This window comes from Mucilaginibacter litoreus, from assembly GCF_042676805.1.
In the GTDB taxonomy this organism is placed as follows: domain Bacteria; phylum Bacteroidota; class Bacteroidia; order Sphingobacteriales; family Sphingobacteriaceae; genus Mucilaginibacter; species Mucilaginibacter litoreus.
Map to the genome: position 1 here is coordinate 138,502 of NZ_JBHTHZ010000014.1, position 18,953 is coordinate 157,454.

General features: G+C 41.8%; 15 protein-coding genes. 8 read left to right on the forward strand and 7 right to left on the reverse strand.

Features of this window, described 5'->3' with window-relative positions; all coding sequences use genetic code 11:
• The first annotated feature begins 29 nt into the window (after nucleotides 1-29).
• Nucleotides 30-2,924 carry a DEAD/DEAH box helicase gene (locus tag ACFQZX_RS16275; protein ID WP_377117340.1) on the forward strand — a complete coding sequence of 965 codons (2,895 nt, stop codon included), beginning with the start codon at nucleotides 30-32 and terminating at the stop codon, nucleotides 2,922-2,924.
• A 1-nt stretch (nucleotide 2,925) separates the two neighbouring features.
• Here the strand turns inward: ACFQZX_RS16275 and ACFQZX_RS16280 are convergent, their stop codons facing one another.
• The gene (locus ACFQZX_RS16280; RefSeq protein ID WP_377117342.1) at nucleotides 2,926-4,146 is read right to left on the reverse strand and encodes a PQQ-dependent sugar dehydrogenase; all 1,221 of its coding nucleotides are present in this window, start codon (nucleotides 4,144-4,146) and stop codon (nucleotides 2,926-2,928) included.
• 255 nt (nucleotides 4,147-4,401) lie between these two features.
• Here ACFQZX_RS16280 and ACFQZX_RS16285 point away from each other — a divergent pair, with 255 nt between their 5' ends.
• From ACFQZX_RS16285 to ACFQZX_RS16295, 3 genes are all read left to right on the forward strand, one after another.
• Nucleotides 4,402-5,376 (forward strand): lysylphosphatidylglycerol synthase domain-containing protein, encoded by a 975-nt coding sequence (locus tag ACFQZX_RS16285; protein WP_377117344.1) that lies wholly within the window; start codon nucleotides 4,402-4,404, stop codon nucleotides 5,374-5,376.
• Nucleotides 5,360-6,490 carry a glycosyltransferase family 2 protein gene (locus tag ACFQZX_RS16290; protein ID WP_377117346.1) on the forward strand — a complete coding sequence of 377 codons (1,131 nt, stop codon included), beginning with the start codon at nucleotides 5,360-5,362 and terminating at the stop codon, nucleotides 6,488-6,490. The genes ACFQZX_RS16285 and ACFQZX_RS16290 overlap by 17 nt, the downstream gene beginning before the upstream one ends.
• Before the next feature lie 83 nt (nucleotides 6,491-6,573).
• A complete protein-coding gene (locus tag ACFQZX_RS16295) occupies nucleotides 6,574-7,812 on the forward strand; it encodes a PP2C family protein-serine/threonine phosphatase (protein ID WP_377117348.1) in 1,239 nt (412 codons plus the stop codon).
• 15 nt (nucleotides 7,813-7,827) lie between these two features.
• Here ACFQZX_RS16295 and radA read toward each other — a convergent pair whose 3' ends face one another.
• The 4 genes from radA to ACFQZX_RS16315 form a co-directional block, all read right to left on the reverse strand.
• The gene (gene radA, locus ACFQZX_RS16300) at nucleotides 7,828-9,261 is read right to left on the reverse strand and encodes a DNA repair protein RadA (protein ID WP_377118605.1); all 1,434 of its coding nucleotides are present in this window, start codon (nucleotides 9,259-9,261) and stop codon (nucleotides 7,828-7,830) included.
• A gap of 145 nt (nucleotides 9,262-9,406) precedes the next feature.
• Nucleotides 9,407-10,957 carry an Rne/Rng family ribonuclease gene (locus tag ACFQZX_RS16305; RefSeq protein ID WP_377117350.1) on the reverse strand — a complete coding sequence of 517 codons (1,551 nt, stop codon included), beginning with the start codon at nucleotides 10,955-10,957 and terminating at the stop codon, nucleotides 9,407-9,409.
• Nucleotides 10,958-11,190: 233 nt separating this feature from the next.
• Nucleotides 11,191-12,024 carry a tetratricopeptide repeat protein gene (locus ACFQZX_RS16310; RefSeq protein WP_377117352.1) on the reverse strand — a complete coding sequence of 278 codons (834 nt, stop codon included), beginning with the start codon at nucleotides 12,022-12,024 and terminating at the stop codon, nucleotides 11,191-11,193.
• An 8-nt stretch (nucleotides 12,025-12,032) separates the two neighbouring features.
• Nucleotides 12,033-12,335 (reverse strand): HU family DNA-binding protein, encoded by a 303-nt coding sequence (locus ACFQZX_RS16315; RefSeq protein ID WP_377117354.1) that lies wholly within the window; start codon nucleotides 12,333-12,335, stop codon nucleotides 12,033-12,035.
• A 175-nt stretch (nucleotides 12,336-12,510) separates the two neighbouring features.
• On the opposite strand from ACFQZX_RS16315, the gene mutY reads away from it, so the two are divergent.
• The 3 genes from mutY (at nucleotide 12,511) to ACFQZX_RS16330 (ending at nucleotide 14,747) form a co-directional block, all read left to right on the forward strand.
• Entirely contained in the window at nucleotides 12,511-13,554 is a 1,044-nt protein-coding gene (mutY, locus tag ACFQZX_RS16320) for an A/G-specific adenine glycosylase (protein WP_377117356.1), read from the forward strand.
• A 23-nt stretch (nucleotides 13,555-13,577) separates the two neighbouring features.
• Complete coding sequence (locus ACFQZX_RS16325) at nucleotides 13,578-14,003, forward strand: single-stranded DNA-binding protein (RefSeq protein WP_377117358.1); 426 nt, start codon at nucleotides 13,578-13,580, stop codon at nucleotides 14,001-14,003.
• Nucleotides 14,004-14,129: 126 nt separating this feature from the next.
• Complete coding sequence (locus ACFQZX_RS16330; RefSeq protein ID WP_377117360.1) at nucleotides 14,130-14,747, forward strand: SprT-like domain-containing protein; 618 nt, start codon at nucleotides 14,130-14,132, stop codon at nucleotides 14,745-14,747.
• On the opposite strand, the gene ACFQZX_RS16335 is transcribed toward ACFQZX_RS16330, so the two are convergent.
• Nucleotides 14,748-16,235 carry a glycoside hydrolase family 10 protein gene (locus ACFQZX_RS16335; RefSeq protein ID WP_377117362.1) on the reverse strand — a complete coding sequence of 496 codons (1,488 nt, stop codon included), beginning with the start codon at nucleotides 16,233-16,235 and terminating at the stop codon, nucleotides 14,748-14,750.
• A 320-nt stretch (nucleotides 16,236-16,555) separates the two neighbouring features.
• Here ACFQZX_RS16335 and ACFQZX_RS16340 point away from each other — a divergent pair, with 320 nt between their 5' ends.
• Nucleotides 16,556-17,482 (forward strand): hypothetical protein, encoded by a 927-nt coding sequence (locus ACFQZX_RS16340; protein WP_377117364.1) that lies wholly within the window; start codon nucleotides 16,556-16,558, stop codon nucleotides 17,480-17,482.
• A 56-nt stretch (nucleotides 17,483-17,538) separates the two neighbouring features.
• On the opposite strand, the gene ACFQZX_RS16345 is transcribed toward ACFQZX_RS16340, so the two are convergent.
• The gene (locus ACFQZX_RS16345; protein WP_377117366.1) at nucleotides 17,539-18,933 is read right to left on the reverse strand and encodes a Gfo/Idh/MocA family oxidoreductase; all 1,395 of its coding nucleotides are present in this window, start codon (nucleotides 18,931-18,933) and stop codon (nucleotides 17,539-17,541) included.
• Nucleotides 18,934-18,953: the final 20 nt, after the last annotated feature.

Consider the following 18,953-nt stretch of genomic DNA (forward strand, 5'->3'; position numbering starts at 1 on the left):
TTGCATTAATTTTTTACCTAAGAGAATTAATGTTACGCGTAGACAGCACAAAGCCCTGCCAGATTATTTATGCCATTGCCCGGCACGACTACCTGTCGTACGTTATTGAACCGCATATAGTACAGTTAAACCCTAACGGCGAATTTTCATTTACTCATCAGCGCCTTTTTTCAAACACCGCAGAGGAGTTTGCACACTGTATTGATGAAACCGACCGTAAGCTGATCAAAATACTGGAGGATATTGAGCAGGGTAACATTATCAAAAAGTTCTACAAAAAGCCTATTCGCCCATTTGAATTCTTTGGTAAGATATTTAACGACCAGCTTTTTGATACCATAAGGCCACGAATAGAAAAGAAACTTGTTGAAGCGCTTGGCTTGCTGGGTAATAAACAGATTTACCTGATGAGCAAAGAAGGATATCCTGCCGGGCGAAAACTGCATATTGCGGATGAGGCGGCAACCGTACTGTTTCATTTCAGGCGCAGCGATGAGGAGATACGCTACTTCCCTACTATTAAATATCAGGGTATGCGTATTGAGTTTATGTTTAAGGATGCCGAGATCATTTGTAACCACCCTGCCTGGATGCTGCTGGACGATACCCTGTATTACTTTGATAAAGACATTGAAGGCAAAAAGCTGCAGCCATTTTTGAACAAGCGCTATATCTCGATACCTAAAACGTCTGAGCAATCTTACTTTGAAAAATTTGTAGCGCCGCTTATAGAAAAGCATAACGTTTATGCCGAAGGTTTTACGATCAATACCGAAAAGCATGAGGCTACCGCCTGTGTAAAACCTATTTATATTGAAGGCGGCACATCGCAGCTACAATTGTATTTCAAATATGCCGGTTATGTTTTTCCTTATGGCGATGGCAGGCATGTATCTGTACGGATGGAAAAAACCGGCGACAGTTATTTATTTCACCGTATTAAACGATCCGTATCGTGGGAAAAAGGTAAGCTGCAGCAGTTGGAAACAATGGGGCTTAAAACAGCATCATCATTATTTCAAAACCTGGAAGTTGCCACAAAAGAGGAAGAAGAGGATAACTCCTACCCTATTTTTGAATGGCTTAACCGATATCATGACGAGCTGATTGATAAAGGCTTTGAGATTGAACAGCCTGAAGGCCAAAAGAGGTACTTATTTGGCAGCACAAAAATAGACCTGGAAATAAGCGAAAATAACGACTGGTTCGACATCAATGCCGTTGTTTACTTTGGTTGTTATAAGGTTCCGTTCATCCAACTAAAAAACCATATCCTTAACCATAAAAAAGAGTTTGTACTTCCATCGGGCGAAGTCGCCGTAATACCGGAAAGCTGGTTCTCACAATACGGCAATCTTTTGCATTTTAGCGAGGGCGGAGAAGATATCAAATTGCGCAAGCACCATATTGGCTTGGTCAATGATCTTTCGGACGGCGAGATGGCCGAAGTATCGATGAACCGCAAACTTCAAAAACTTACCGATTTTGAAGAGACGGAAGATGTGCCAATGCCTTTAAACTTTGCAGGCAGCTTACGCCCTTATCAAAAGGCCGGCTACAACTGGTTCCATTTTTTAAAGCAATACCATTTTGGCGGCTGCCTTGCTGATGATATGGGCCTTGGAAAAACCATACAAACCCTGTCATTACTACAAAAGCATAAAGAGGAAACAGAGGCGGCAGGGGGCAAAAGCACATCGCTTATTATAATGCCTACCTCGCTTATTTATAACTGGCTTAACGAGGCTAAAAAGTTTGCACCACAGTTGCGCATAATGGTACATACCGGTGCATTCCGTTATAAATCAGCAGAAGTATTTGCCAATTATGATGTGGTTATTACTACCTATGGTATCAGCCGGATTGATATTGAAATGTTTAAGGCTTACTTTTTTGAGTATGTGATACTTGATGAAAGCCAGAACATCAAAAATCCTTCGTCCAAATCGTTCCAGTCGGTAAAGCAGTTAAAGGCGCGCTATAAGCTGATACTGAGTGGTACCCCCGTAGAAAACTCGGTTAATGACCTTTGGACACAAATGTCATTTATCAACCCGGGCTTATTAGGCTCCCAGCAATTTTTTCAGAATGAGTTTGTTAACCCGATAGAAAAGAAAAAGGATGAGGATAAGGCCCGAAAACTACAAGCTATAATTAAACCCTTTGTTTTGCGGCGAACCAAGGAGCAGGTAGCTACTGAGCTTCCGCCAAAAACCGAAAACCTTTTTTACTGCAAGATGAGCGAAGAGCAGGCTGAAGTGTATGATAAGGTGAAATCAGAATACCGGAACGAGCTTCTGCGCAGCCTTGAAGACGGCACCTACGCTAAATCGCAAATGCAGGTACTGCAGGGGCTTATAAAGCTGCGCCAGATAGCCAATCACCCTTCAATGATCGACAATGACTACGAAGGCGATAGTGGCAAATTTGAGAACGTAGTACACACCCTGGCGAGTGTATTAGACGGCGGGCACAAAGTGCTTATATTCTCGCAGTTTGTAAAGCAGCTTAGCATTTACCGCAACTATTTTGAGCGTGAAGGTATTGCTTATGTTTACCTGGATGGAAGTACCCAAAACCGCGGTGATGTAGTTAAACAATTTCAGGAGGATGCTAAAACACGTGTTTTTCTGATATCCATAAAAGCCGGTGGTGTAGGCCTTAACCTTACAGAGGCCGATTATGTATTTATACTTGACCCCTGGTGGAACCCGGCTGTAGAACAACAGGCTATAGACCGCACTCACCGCATAGGACAAACTAAAAATGTATTTATTTACAAGTTTATCACTAAAGATACGGTAGAAGAAAAAATACTGGCTTTGCAGCAGCGTAAGTTAAGTGTTGCCCGCTCATTGATAACCACCGAAGAAAGCTTTATCAAATCGCTTACCGCTGATGACATTAAGGAAATATTAGGATAGGCTATTTCTTGCCTATCCTGTATAATTTACCACTGTCTGTGATACCGTATAACGCGCCGTCCTTACCGGTTACCAATGCACGCCAGCGTTCGTTCTTATCTCTCAGCAAGCGCTCCTCGCCAACCACTTTGTTGTTTTTAATAACTAATCTGGCAATATGGGCCCCACTAAGGCCGCCAACCATCAGGTTATTTTTCCATTCTGCAATGTTACCCGTGTAAAAAGTTATGCCGCCTGGAGATATGGTAGGGTCCCAATAATAAACGGGCTGTACCATACCCTCTTTTTGCTGAATGCCATCCCCAACCTTTTCGCCGCTATACTCTATACCGTAGGTAATAACCGGCCACCCGTAGTTTTTACCGGCTTTGATGATATTAACCTCATCACCGCCGCGCGGGCCGAACTCTGCTTCCCATAATTCGCCGGTCTGCGAGTTCCAGGCCAAACCATCCGGGTTACGAAAACCATAAGCATAAACCTCGGGCAGGGCGTTGGCTTTACCCGCAAACGGGCCGCCGGCAACTGCTTTACCCGCTTTAGTAATGTGAATAATTTTACCGATGCCTGCGCTCAAATCCTGAGCCTTCATGCGTATATCAGCGCCGCTGCGTTCGCCGGTACTGATGAACAGGTTGCCCTGTTTATCAAACACAATGCGCGCACCATATTGTAAGTTGCCCTTATAGGCAGGTTTGGCACGATAAATAACCTGGACATTCTCCAGTTTGGTTTCATCAGCAGAAAGTTTTGCTTTGGCTATGGCAAGCAATGAGCCATCGGTAGCTTCTTCGGCATAGGCCCAGTAAACCATACGGTTCGAAGCAAAAGCCGGGTCGATGGTAACATCCAGCATGCCTCCCTGCCCACGGAACAACACAGCCGGGAAACCTGTTATCTGCTTATCAAAATCGCCGTTTGCCTTTAATATACGCATGGCGCCCGCTTTCTCAGTAATTAAAAAGCGGCCATCAGGCAGTATATGAATGCCCCACGGATTTTTTAAATTACTATTGATAACCGTAGCCGTATAAGCAGTTTTTGTTTTTACGCCACCTATACGGGTTTGGCCTTTAAAAGCAGGTTTATAAGTACTGTTAGGGTTTTGTGTTTCCACCGGCGCCAGTACAGTATCACGATTGATCGCGTTAGCTTTTACATCTGCATACGTAAGGGCAAACAAGCCCATTGTTAAAAGCACTTTGTTTTTAGCAAATAGCATTATTGAGTTTTTAGGTAAATACTAACAGGGGAAAGGGACAATGCCAAGTTACAAATTTAACTATTTACTAATGGTGCCTTTGTGTAAAAAACCAATTACAATGCTGCTTGTATCAACGCATGCAATAACTCAATTACAAAAGCCAACTTATCCTATCCTTCCATTCATAAACAGTGGTTTTTAAAGGCACGGTTAAAATAATTTCATCTTGCTGTTAAGCGTTAAGCTTTTTGTAACATTGCACAAATTTTTGCATTGACAGCTGTAGCCAAAAAACTCCTTTCGTACCTGCTAAAAGTAAGTATACTTGTTTTAGCCTTTTGGTTTATATACAACAAGGTGCTTAGCAAAAATGATAGTTTACAGCAGTTTAAACAGCTAACATCATCTATTTCAAACAACCAGGTAGCATTTACATTAGTCGCGGTTGTTCTTTTAATGATTATCAACTGGTTCTTAGAAAGCCTTAAATGGCAATATCTTTCAAAAAAATTAACAGATATTTCTATATGGCAGGCCATAGAAGCAGTTTTTTGCGGATTGACATGGGCCATATTTACCCCTAACCGTATTGGAGAATATGGGGGCCGCGTTATGTTTTTGCCTAACCGCAAACGTATACACGGCGTATTTGCAATGGCTGTTGGCGCATTTGCACAAAATGTGATAACCAACCTTGTAGGCATTTTAGCTTCATTATGGTTTATCTACCACTTTTTAAGTCTTAACTTTTGGTTGTATGTTGCTATCGCAGCGTTATCTCTGGCCTTTTTGGGGCTTTTTTTAATGCTGTACTTTAATATCGGCCGCCTCATCAGATGGCTTGATCGCGTTTCATTTTTGAAACGTTACAAGCGTTTTTTTGATATTATGGGCCGGTACAACAAAACAGAATTACTAACGGTTTTTAATTACAGCCTTGCGCGTTTCTTTGTATTCTCATTACAATATTACCTGGTTATAAACCTGCTTTTGCCGCAGTTGCCGCTCTTAGGTATGATGATGACCGTTTTTGTTTTCATCTTTATCCAATCGGCCATGCCTTCGCTGGATTTGCTCGATATTGGTGTGCGTAATTTTACAGCGATACATTTATTTTTATACATAACCAATCAGCAAATAGCTATAATTGCAGCCGTATCATCAATATGGCTGGTTAACCTGATAATCCCGGCCCTTATTGGTTCTGTATTTGTATTTAAATTACGATTCTTTGACCGCACTGCATAGTATTATCTCCTTATTGCTAACAGGTTTTTACCTGTTGGTTGTTGCTTACCTTATAAAAGGATGGGCTGCATTAAAGCGCGTTAACATTACAGCAGCAGCCCTTAACACCAAGGTGACTATTTTAATAGCCGCCAGAAATGAAGAAGAGCGCATACACCTGACTATTGAGGATATCCTGGCACAGGATTATCCCAAACAGCTTACCGAAATAATTATAGTTGACGATCACTCTACCGATAATACTGCCAGCATTATCCGCAGCTACGCCGATAGAGGCATTAAGTTATTACAGCTTAATGAAGACAAACCACTTAATTCTTATAAAAAGAAAGCTATTGCCGAGGCCATTTCTCTTTCAAACGGCGAATTGATGGTTTGTACTGATGCAGATTGCCGCATGGGCACCAAATGGCTCTCGTCTATAGTTGGTTTTTATGAGTCCCGCAACCTGGTAATGATATCCTCTCCGGTTACTTACTTTGAAGAACGTACACTTTTTGAAAGATTGCAAACGCTGGAATTTTCTTATCTTATAGGCATTGGTGCTGCTTTTATTGGCAACGGACGGGCATCTACCTGCAACGGAGCCAATTTTGCATATCGTAAGGATGTTTTTTATGAGGTTGGAGGGTTTAAAGGTATTGATGACCTGGCATCAGGCGATGATGAGCTGCTTTTGCAAAAGGTAGCAGCAGTCTATCCAAATAAAATTGGTTTTTTTAAAAATCGGGACGCCATAGTATACACCCATGCAAAACACACTTTACAGGAATTCTTACAGCAACGGAGGCGTTGGGCATCAAAATCAACCCGGTATAAAGACAAAAAAGTTGTTGCACTGGCTGTTTGTATATGGCTATTCAATCTGTCACTGCTGGCAAACGGTTTTTTAAGCTTTTTTAGCTTAAGCATATTCAAAGTCTTTATTATTCAGTTCTTGCTTAAGTATCTTATTGAACTTACTTTTTTATTACCGATTACATCATTTCTGAAACGTGCTAACCTTGTAATGCTACTGATTATATTATCGCCGGTACACATTATATATTTTGTTTATGTAGGGTTAATGGGCAATACACGAAAATATTCATGGAAGGGCAGGGTAGTGAGATAGTAATATTTGCCTACCTTTAAAAAAAAACGTAGTCAAAAATATCAAAAACAGAATATTTGATTATTTTAGGCTACCTGTACCAAATGCAAAATATCCAGGCTAATTCGGGTGAAGATGAACTGATAAGGCTCCTCCTGAAAAGACAATCGGAGCTTAACTCCTTGTTGGAGGTTACACGTGCCATCAATAAAAATACTCCTACGCCTATTCTTGTGCAAATGCTTGAGGTAATTTTAAAAAGTTACCTGCAAATAGGGAAATTCCGGTTCCTGATAGAAAATAATGGAAATTTTACCTGCATATCCAAGTATGGTGGAGAAATAGAATCGCCTGTTACACTTAATAATACATGGTCACATCTGTCCAAAATCAAATCACCGGCCCCGCTTGTGAGCCATGCAGATCCCTTGCTGAGCAGCTATAACTATTTTATCCCTATTTATCATAAAAATAAAGCCCTCGCTTACGCCCTTATTGGCGATTTCGACATATCGGGCGACATGCTGAATAACGACCTTAACTTCGTACAAACATTGATGAATGTTATTGTGGTTGCGCTCGAAAATAAAAAGCTTTTCCGCGAGCGATTACAAGCAGAGCGTTTTCAACGCGAAATGGAATTGGCCGTAGAGGTGCAGAATATGCTTGTACCGGTACGGGAATATAAGGAGGATGGTATTGCTGTTGATGCTAAATACCAACCGCACCAGGACATAGGTGGCGATTATTTTGATTTTTTCAGGCTCAACGAGTCCGAGTTTTTGTGGTGCGTGGCAGATGTATCCGGCAAGGGTATATCAGCCGCTCTGTTAATGGCCAATTTTCAGGCAAGTTTACATGGATTGCTTGCCATAGAAAATGATCTTACAACAGTGGTAGAGCGCCTTAATAAAATAGTTTTGCGCAATACTAAAGGAGACCGGTTTATTACGCTCTTTTTAGCAAAGTATAACAGCCATACCCGAAAGCTTAATTATATAAATGCCGGCCATAATCCAACCATTGTATATGCACAAGGCGAGGTTGTTTCTTTAAAACTGGGCACCACTATGATAGGCGCTTTTGAAGAACTGCCTTTTCTGAACGAGGGGGAGATAGATATTGACCCCGGCAGCCTTATATTTAATTATACCGATGGCCTGATGGACTATGAAGTGCAAAATGTTAAGATCTGGAGCGAGGAAAAGTTACTTGAATTTGTAAAAACAAATGGCGATCTATCGCCTGATAACTTCAACCAGGCACTAATGAAATACATTAGCCAGGTAGTTAAAGGGAAACCTATAGACGATATTACCCTGCTAACCCTCAGGATTGCATAAACTTTTATGCCCCTCTTATCCAAACAATAATCCGAATACCTCTTCTATACGGCCCACCGGCTTTACATCAATAGTATAACGCGAAAGATCAAGCCGTTTTTTATCTTTTGCGGCTGATGGCATATTATACTTAGAGATAAAAATTTGTTCAAAACCTAACTTTTGCGCTTCAGCGATGCGCTGTTCAACCCTGTTAACAGCACGTATCTCACCCGATAACCCAATTTCACCAGCAAAGCATGTTTTAGCAGGGATAGGTATATCCTCGTGCGAGGATATGATAGCCGCAGCCAGGCCAAGGTCGATAGCAGGGTCCTCTACCCTTATGCCGCCAGTAATATTCAGAAAAACATCTTTAGCGCCAAGGCGAAAGCCACATCTTTTTTCCAGAACGGCCAGCAACATGCTCATGCGTTTGGTATCAAAGCCTGTTGCGGTGCGCTGTGGAGTTCCGTAAGCCGATGTGCTTACCAAAGCCTGGGTTTCTATCAACATCGGCCTCATGCCCTCTAATGTAGCCGATATGGTGATGCCGCTTAATGGCTCTTCGCGCTGTGATAAAAGTATCTCTGAGGGGTTTGATACTTCCCTTAAACCCTCTCCAAGCATTTCATAAATACCCAGCTCTGACGATGAGCCGAACCTGTTTTTTATAGTGCGCAGTATGCGGTATACATGGTGACGGTCGCCCTCAAACTGTAACACCGTATCAACCATGTGCTCCAATATTTTTGGCCCGGCTATCATGCCGTCTTTAGTGATATGCCCTATTAGAAATACCGGGGTTGATGTTTCTTTAGCAAAGCGTAACAGCTCCGCGGTACATTCACGCACCTGGGATACGCTTCCGGGTGTGGATTCAACATGTGCCGAGTGCAGTGTCTGAATAGAATCTATAACAAGTACATCGGGTTGTAATTCTTCTATCTGTTTAAAAATGTTCTGCGTAGATGTTTCTGTGAGAACATAGCATCCTTTATTTTGACTGCCAACCGCCAACTGCCCGCTGCCAACTGCAGAAAGCCGCTCGGCACGCATCTTTATTTGATGATCGCTTTCCTCGCCAGACACATATAATACTTTCACCTGGGGCATATTTAAGGCCAGTTGCAGCATCAGTGTGGATTTACCTATGCCGGGTTCACCACCAATCAGTACCAGCGAACCGGCCACAATGCCTCCGCCCAACACCCGGTTAAATTCTTTATCAGGGGTTAAAAGCCGGTGCTCTTCTTTAAAAACAATTTCAGATACCTCGACAGGTTTGTTGGCCCGTTGAAGTGAGGAGGAAGAAGCATTACTTTTCCAGTTAGGTACGGAAGCGCCCGACTTTTCCAGTATTTCTTCAACAAAGGTGTTCCATTGCTGGCAGCTTGGGCATTTACCCAACCATTTAGGCGACTCGTAGCCACAGCTCTGGCAGAAATAAGCGATCTTGGTTTTAGCCATGTATAGATTGTGCAGATTACAGATGTGCAAATATGCAGATACTTTGCCAATAAAATTAGCAATTTTTTGGGATGAATAATAAAAAAAGGCAGCCATTTCTAAAACGGCTGCCTTTTCCTTCATCTGCACTTAAAGTGCATATCTACTATAGCTTTATTTCTTCGTCCTTGCTTGAGAAAAACCTGAATTCGGTTATCTGGTACGACGGATTACTTTTTACCCTTATCCACTGGCCGTATTTAAAGTACCACTTCATCTGGCGGTTAAACAGGCCTTTTTTGATGTATGCTTCAATGTACGGATGCACACAAAGCGTAATATTTTTCTCGTTTTGCTCTTCAAGAATATAATTGAAGTTGTTTTCAATATCATCTAAAAGCAAAATAGTTGGCCTTATTGTACCGGTACCGTTACAGGTTGGGCAAACCTCGCTGGTAACTATGTTCATTTCCGGGCGAACGCGCTGACGGGTTATCTGCACCAAACCAAATTTGCTTGGCGGCAAAATGGTATGCTTAGCCCTGTCATGGCTCATTTCGGCCTTTAAATAATCAAAAAGCTCTTTACGGTTGGTAGGCTTGTGCATGTCAATAAAATCAACAACCACAATACCACCCATATCTCGTAAGCGCAGTTGGCGTGCTATTTCGCGGGCAGCTTCCTTATTTACCTGGAATGCGTTTTCTTCCTGATTCTCCTTGTTAGCTGTGCGGTTACCGCTGTTTACATCGATAACGTGCAGGGCCTCGGTATGTTCAATAACCAGGTAAGCGCCGCCGGCAAGGTTTACAGTTTTACCGAAGGTAGATTTTATCTGCTTTTCAATACCATGATGCTCAAAAATCGTTTCCTTATGCTTGTGCAGGCGTACAATGTTTTCCAGATCAGGGGATATCTCATGGATGTAAGATTTTACCTCCTCATACATACTTTGTTCATTTACATAAATATGCTGAAAGTCGGGGTTTAAGATATCCCTTAAAATAGTAGACGTACGACCGATCTCGCCTAAAACTTTTTTAGACGGCTCGGTACCATGCAGCTTGGTAACAAAGGTTTCCCATTTTGATATGAGGTCAAGCAGGTCTTTCTGCAACTCCTGCACACCTTTGCCTTCAGAAACGGTCCTGATGATTACACCAAAGTGTTTAGGCTTGATGCTTTCAACCACCTTACGGAGGCGATTACGCTCTGTGTTGCTTTTGATTTTTTTTGAGATAGATATTACCTCAGAAAAAGGCACCAGCACAACATACCTGCCAGCGATTGACAGGTCTGAACTTAGCCTTGGGCCTTTTGTTGAAATTGGCTCTTTGGCTATCTGTACTGGTAAAAGCTGTCCTTTAGATAAAACATCAGATATTTTACCTGCTTTGTTTATATCTTCCTCAGGCTTAAAATTATCTAAAAGCTTCGACTGATACCCGCCGCTACGCACCTGCTTGGTAAGCTTTAATAAGCTTAGTACTTGTGGCCCAAGATCCAGGTAATGCAAAAAGGCGTCTTTCTCATATCCTACATCCACAAAAGCAGCATTAAGGCTGGGCATTATTTTTTTAATGCGGCCCAAGTATATATCTCCAACGGTGTAATTATTGGTGATCTGCTCTTTATGGAGTTCTACAAGCTGTTTGTCCTGTAATAATGCAATAGTAGCCCCATTGGGGGATGAATCGATAATTAATTCTTTTATCAACTGCTACTCCATTTCTTAATACGACGTGAAACAATTTCCGCCGCAAGTTAATACGTGAGTAAAACACACATAAAAATCCCGCACAAAGGCGGGATATAAGCTTTCTGTTAAAATAGCTTATTTCTTTTTATGTCTGTTTTTTCTTAAACGTTTTTTACGTTTGTGGGTAGCCATTTTATGTCTTTTACGTTTTTTACCGCTTGGCATAATAATAATTTTTAAATGTTAATAATCTATTTTTTTAATTCCTTTATATACTCATCAATGCGCTGGCCGGCAACCGGGTCGCCCATTAAATCCTTGCATCTTTCATAAGCAGCTATGGCTTCATCTTTTTTGCCCAGTTGCTTATAGCTTTCTGCCAGGTAGAAATAAGGCTCTACCTCTTCCTTTTGCGATACCATGGTTTTAAACCTTTCAACCGCTTTATCAAACTGCCCGCTTTTCATAGAGAACATACCCAGGTTGAGCAGCGCATCATGATTGTTGGGGTCTTTTTTTACTACATCGAGTAACAGAGCTATTCCCTGCATAGGCATACCACCGCCATTTACATAAGCAACGCCCAGGCCTGTTTTAGCTTCAAGGTTTTCTGGCTGTAATTTAGTTGCCTGCTCAAAAGCCTCAACTGCGTTAACTACAAAAGCACCTTGCGCCGCAGTATCCTGCGACATGCGGTACGCCAGGTTAAATTGCTTCCCTGCGATTAACCAGTCGGCAAATGCTTTACTTTTACGGGCAATGTCCAGATAATAAAACGCGGAGGGTGCTGGCTGACCAAAATCGTCCCATTTTTGTGCGAGCTGTTTTTGCAACTCAACTTTGCCGGGGGCTGCCGCCAACTCTCTTTCCAATACGGTTATTTGCTCAACAAAAGAAGGTTGTAAAGCCTGCTTTGCAGTTGCAGATACAGCAGCTACTGTAATATTGGCCGCAGGCTTTTTTACCGCGGCTGCTGTATTGGTTTGGTTTTCTTTTGGTTTAAGAAACCCTTTAACGGGTAAAGAATACAAATAGCCCATAATAGCAACAACTACTACAGTAACAACTATTTGTTTCTTCCTCATAATACCTATTATTTGCTTGCTTTAGCAGCTTTGTTACCACTGCGTACTTTTTCAACAAAAGTTTTTGCAGGTTTAAAGCTCGGTACAAAATGCTCGGGGATAATAATGGCAGTATTTTTTGAAATGTTACGGGCTGTTTTCTTAGCTCTTTTTTTAACTACAAAGCTGCCAAAACCTCTTACGTACACGTTTTCGCCACCAACCATTGAGTTTTTTACTACTTTAAAAAACGCCTCAACAGTTTCCTGTACATCCACTTTTTCAATGCCTGTTTTAGATGAGATTTCAGCTATAATTTCTGCCTTGGTCATATCCTGTTTTCTTTTATTTAAATCTATAAATACTTAACTGTTTTGGGGTTGCAAAAGTATCGCTTTAAAATTAAAGTTTAAAATAAATAGCACAATTTTTTTCGGCAGCAGCTTTAACGGCATTTTTACTTAACAAATTATGATACAGTAGTGATATACTGTTACTTTGTATAAAATGAATTTTAGTGCTGAACTTATTGCCTGGTATGATCAAAACAAACGCGATTTGCCCTGGCGAAATACAACCGATCCCTATATTATATGGCTGTCTGAAATTATATTGCAACAAACACGTGTTGAGCAGGGCTTGCCCTATTTTAATCGTTTTGCGAACACCTACCCAACCGTAGCTCACTTTGCGGCTGCAACTGAAGATGATATTCTTCGTTTGTGGCAGGGGCTTGGCTATTATTCAAGGGGCAGAAACATGTTAAAAACTGCCCGGATGGTAATGGAGCAATATAATGGCCTTTTCCCTTCAGATTATGAAGAACTGATCAAACTAAAAGGAATTGGCGAATATACCGCTGCAGCCATAGCTTCGTTTTCGGCTAATCAGGCAAAGGCGGTTGTTGATGGCAATGTTTTTCGTGTACTGGCTCGTTATTTCGGGATAAGCGAACCCATCAACTCATCTGCCGGTAAACGGTTGTTTCAGCAGATTGCAGACGATATGCTTGATCAAGCCAGGCCAGCCTTACATAACCAGGCTATGATGGAATTTGGCGCCATGCTTTGTAAACCCAAAAACCCCGCTTGTGGCATATGCCCTGTACGCATTGGCTGTTATGCATTTAAAAATAATGCCATTACAACACTGCCAGTAAAAATCAACAAGATTAAGGTACGCAAGAGGTATTTTAACTATTTGTTAATATTTAAAAATGGAAAAATATTGATCAATAAACGGGGCGAAAACGATATATGGGCAAACATGTATGATTTACCTTTAATTGAAAGCTCGGAATTATTAGAGATTGAGCAAGTAATGACACTGGTACGTGAAAATATTTATGGAGTAAATGTTACCTTAAAGGATAATTCGGGCATAATAAAGCATATTTTAACGCACCAGCAATTATTTATCCGCTTTTTGGTATTCACAGAATTACCAAAAAAACTACATGGTGGATGGTTTTATACAGATATAACGAACCTGGACAACCTGGCTTTACCAAAGAGTGTTTTTAAATTTATAAAAGATTTTTTTAATTTCTAAATAATTCTCCGTTAATTTATGCCATGTCTGGAATTAATAAAGTTATACTTGTTGGGCATTTAGGAAAGGACCCCGAAGTAAGGCATTTAGAGGGAGGCGTTGCGGTTGCAAGTTTTCCGTTAGCAACATCAGAAACATTCAATAAAGACGGCCGTAAAGTTGAGCAAACAGAGTGGCATAATATCGTTATGTGGCGTGGCCTTGCTGACGTAGCCGCCAAATATTTACAAAAAGGAAAATTAGTTTACATAGAAGGCAAATTGCGCACCCGCTCTTTTGAAGATAAAGAAGGGATAAAAAAATATACTACAGAAATTGTTGCAGAAAACTTTACCATGCTTGGCCGTAAGGCCGATTTTGAGCCCGAAAATGTAAGCCAGGGCAGGCAATTGAATAGAAACGGCGATGCCGAAGGCTATCGCAGTGATGCTGATGACCTTCCGTTTTAATAGTAGAAAAATTATTATTACAGCCCGGAATAATACCGGGCATTTGATTCTCAAAATTTTACATTACCAAAATTATACTACGGTTTACAATAGCCTAAAAAGCCTATCTTTGGACTGAGGTAAAAATTGGATAAGGTAAAAGTATTAGAGCGATATCTCCCGCCAGAAGCAGCGCCGCTTATCAGCCGCTGGATAGATTATTTTAAGTGCGAATTCAAAATTTCACGCAACCGCAATAGTAAGTTTGGCGATTACCGCGCGCCATATGCGGGCAAAGGCCATCGCATCTCTGTAAATTACGACCTCAATCCCTACGCTTTTTTGGTAACTACCGTGCATGAGTTTGCACACCTGCATACCTGGAATGAGCACAAGCACAAAGCCAAACCCCACGGCGCTGAGTGGAAAAACAATTTTAAACGTATGATGCAGCCGTTTTTTGAAAAAGATATTTTTCCGGCCGATATTAAACATGCCATCAGCAACTACCTGGATAATCCTGCTGCATCAAGCTGCTCCGACCTGAATTTATACCGCTCTTTACGCAAGTATGATACCCCTAAAGAAGCAGATGTACATACGGTAGAAAAGCTGCCCCATAAAACAATTTTTAAGCTTAAGGATGGCCGGATCTTCCGCAAAGAAGATAAATTGCGAAAACGCTATAAATGTGTTGAATTAAGTACCAAACGCGTCTATCTTTTTAGCCCCGTTGCAGAGGTTGAGGTTGTGCAACAGCAATGATTACTGCGTTGTTACTGTAACTGTTTCAGATCGTTCACTTTCGTTTTTAAGCCTGTCTATAGCCGTCACCACATAAAAGTAAGTTTTCCCGGCCTCTACATTACTATCAAAGTATAACGAAGTTGTATCATATTGAATGTGGAGTATATTTTTAGGGTCGGATAGGTCAAACCTATCGTTTTGCTGAAAACGGTAGATAACATAACCATAAACAGCTTCGCCATCTGAGGCCGGCAAAGGAGCGTTCCATTTTAGCATTATACCTTTATTTTCGGCCCTGCCAGTAAAATTTTGTACAGGGTTGGGGGCAACGGAATCAAGCCAAAGCATGGGCGGCGGCAGAGCCGGATACCGGTAAAAATCACGCTTAAGCGAATCGGCAAGGTGGTTGGCGTTAGCGATAAGGGATTGAGAGCGAAAGAAAACGCTGCCTTGTGCCCGGGTATTTGCCCTTATCAAACGTATCTGATTGGGTATTTCTGATGGATTTTTAAACGCCGGGCTTCGCTGCTCATAAAAACGGTATGGCCCCTGCCCTATGTACAAATGCCTGTTAAAGGTATTATTGCTCCACCAGTCCAGCAGTACGTCAAATGCGGCAGCGCGGTTGCCTATCTGCCAATAAATTTGCGGATTAATGTAATCTATCCAACCCTCCTGCATCCACTTGCGGGTATCTGCGAAGTTTTCAACATAAGAAGAGCCTCCGCTGGTTTGCGAGCCATCCGGGTGCTGGCTTACATTGGCCCATATCCCAAACGGACTTATTCCAAATTTCATTCGGGGTTTATACTTATGTATACTGTCTGCCAGCATGTGTATCAGCAAATCAACATTGTTACGGCGCCAATCTTTTATATTATCAAAGCCTTCGCCATACTGTGCAAAGGTTTCGGCATCCTTTATCACCTGCCCCCGCACCGGGTAAGGATAAAAGTAATCATCCATGTGTATGCCGTCTACATCGTAGTTTTTCACCACATCCAGTATCACCTGTACAATATATTCGCGCACCTCTGGTATGCCGGGGTTGAATAACTTAATTCCGTCATAAATAAAAAACCATTCCGGCTTGGTACGCGTGATATGGTTATCGGCCAAAGTGGTAAATTTATTATCGAAAGTGGCCCTGTAGGGGTTAAACCAGGCATGCAGTTCAATCCCACGCTTGTGCGCTTCCGTAACGGCAAACTCCAATGGGTCATATCCCGGGTTTTGCCCTTGTTTGGCAGTTAAATACTTTGACCAGGGTTCGCGGCTTTTGGCATAAAAAGCATCGGCCGCTGGCCTTACCTGGAACATTACGGCGTTAATACCATTTTGCTGGTGTATGTTCAGTTCCCCTTCCAGCTCCTTTTTTTGTGCTTCGGCACCAGCCCGTGCGTTGGTTGGCCAATCTAAATTTACAACGGTAGCAATCCAAACGCCTCTGAATTCTCTTTTTGGCTCTTTGATAGTATCCGGAGATGTACCATTTACCTGTGCCACAGATTTAAAATAACAAAAGAACGATAAGAGAAGGATAAGAAGGTAGTATTTATTTGATTGCATTAAGCCGGATATTTTTTTAAAGCGTCAAAGATATAAACTCGCAACTAAGCTGTTTTAGTATTAGTATAATAATTAAGCCCGTTTTGTGTTTTAATCATATTGTACTTATTTTAGCCCGCGCCGATATAATTGCGATTTGAAACAGGAAGTATCAAACTTCGTTATTTTAGATTTTTACTATATTTAGTTTAGATACATAGAGGCAAAGTAACAATAGCGGTTTAACCGCATTGTTATATAAACTTTAATTATTTACCATGGAATACCAACCAACGGAAAATCAACCCAACCAGGCACCTAAAAAAAATTCAAACGTAATTTATTTTCTGATAGCCGTGGTGGTTGCATTATTGGGTACTGATGTGTACCTGTACATGCAAAAAAATAAATCAGATATTAAAATAGTATATCAAAATGATGAAAAAACACGCCTGCAGACAGAACTGGACAGCCTTGAGGCGCAAATAGAGCAGGTAAATGCAAGCCGTACTAAAATGACGGCTACTATGCAGGCCAAAAATGATTCGTTAAGATTGAAGATACGCGTGCTTCGCAGCGAACTTGCAAAAGGTAAACTTACCGCGGCAGAGCTGTCAAAAGCACAGGAAGACATAAAGCAGTTAAGATATTTTGTTACTAAATATACAGCTGATATTGAGGAACTTAAAAAGCAGAATACAACACTTGCTACCGAAAGGGACACATTAAAAAGTAACCTGGCCACTGTTAGCCAAAAAGCCAGCGATCTGGAACAAAAAAACCAGGAGCTTGATTCAAAGGTGAAAGTGGCATCGGCCATTAAAGTTGCCACTTCAGATGTTGTGGCATACAAAGTAAAAAATAGTGGTAAGGAATCTGACGTAAGCAAGGCTAAACAGGCGCAAAAACTAAAGATCAATTTCACCATTGCGAGCAACGCGGTGGCCGAAAAAGGGCTGCATGATTTATATTTAAGAGTGATAGACCCTACAGGAAACCTGATCACCCAAAATGATTCGGGCACGTTCAATGCTGATAGCCAGGACCTGCAATTTACCTATAAAACATCTATCGACTTTAGGGATGACGGCAGTATGTATACTATAGATTGGTTTAACCCTGTGCCATTTCAAAAAGGCACATACACGGTGCTGTTATATGCAGACGGGTTTACCATGGGCCGCACCAGCATAACACTTAAGTAAACAAAAACGCCCCGGCTATTGTCAGGGCGTTTTTGTTATATAGTATTTTCACCATATCATACCACCTTCATATTCTCGGCATCCCAATGGATAACTTTCTTCTGGAAATAGCTATCGTTACATGCTAATGCCGGTGCCGCGGCCCTAAAACCAAACACTGCATCTTCTATCACGGGCTTCCCGGTACGTATGGCCTCTATAAAATTAGCAAAATGATCATTAGAGGAGTTGTACCCTTCCGGCGCACGATAGGTAATCGGATCTATTGTAGGCGACTCCTGTTGTGCCTTGGTCCAGCGTTGATTATACTCACTAAGCAACTTTTTTTGTTCAGCTTCTGTATAGGTAAATAACGAATCCCATCCACCAATACCCGGCGCTTCGGGCATAATGCTTTTTCTGATACTAAAGCTGTCGCCTTCACCCCCCAGATCAATCACTCCTTCAGACCCTATTATCTTTGTGGTACCATAATCGCCTTCACCGCTTATAAAGTTAACCCTTAATGTTACCTGAAAGGAGGGATGCTCCTTTGTTTCGCCATAATGAATGACGGCGCTCATTACATCAGGTACATTCCGGCCATCTTTCCAGTAAGTAAGATCACCTATAGAGTAAATGCTTTCAGGGCCTTTGGATCCGGTAATAAAATGAATTCCTGTTAACAGGTGCACAAACAGGTCGCCGGCCACACCGGTACCATATTCGCGATAGTTTCTCCACCTGAAAAACCGTTTCGGATCAAAATCATGTTTTACATCAGCGTTAGCCTGGTACCGCGACCAATCTACATTTTGTATATTTCCATCGCTTGGGATAGTATATTGCCAGGCGCCCAAGGCGCTTTGGCGGTTAAATGACGCCTCTATTGAGTTGATCTTACCAATTGCGCCTGCCTCATACATCTCCTTTGCTTTACGATACGCTATACTGCTTACCCGCTGGCTGCCTACCTGGAAAACGGCCTTGGTTTCTTTTTGTACCCGTATCTCCTCAAGCCCCTGGCTTATTTTATGCACCATTGGCTTTTCGCTATAAACAGCTTTACCTTTGCGCATTGCATCTATTGATATCTGGCTATGCCAATTATCACTGGTGGCAACAATAACCGCATCAATGTCTTTACGTTCCAGTATATCCCGATGATCCATGGTGGTAAACAAATCATTTCCGTAAACTTCCTTTGCGTGGGCAAGCCTGCCTTTATACAAGTCGCACACACCGGCAAGCTCAACGCCAGGTACAGATAGCGCGGCCTTAGTATCATTAAAGCCCATAATACCCATACCTATTGTTGCTATACGGATACGGTCGTTAGCACTCATACGCTTTTGCTGACGCAGTATGCGTACTTCATGTTCTTCTTTTGCAGCTAAGCTGCTAAGGGAGGCAGATGTCAGTAACACTGATGTGCCAAAATGTTTCAGAAATTTTCTCCGGTCTGTAGACATAATGTTCAGTTATATTGGTG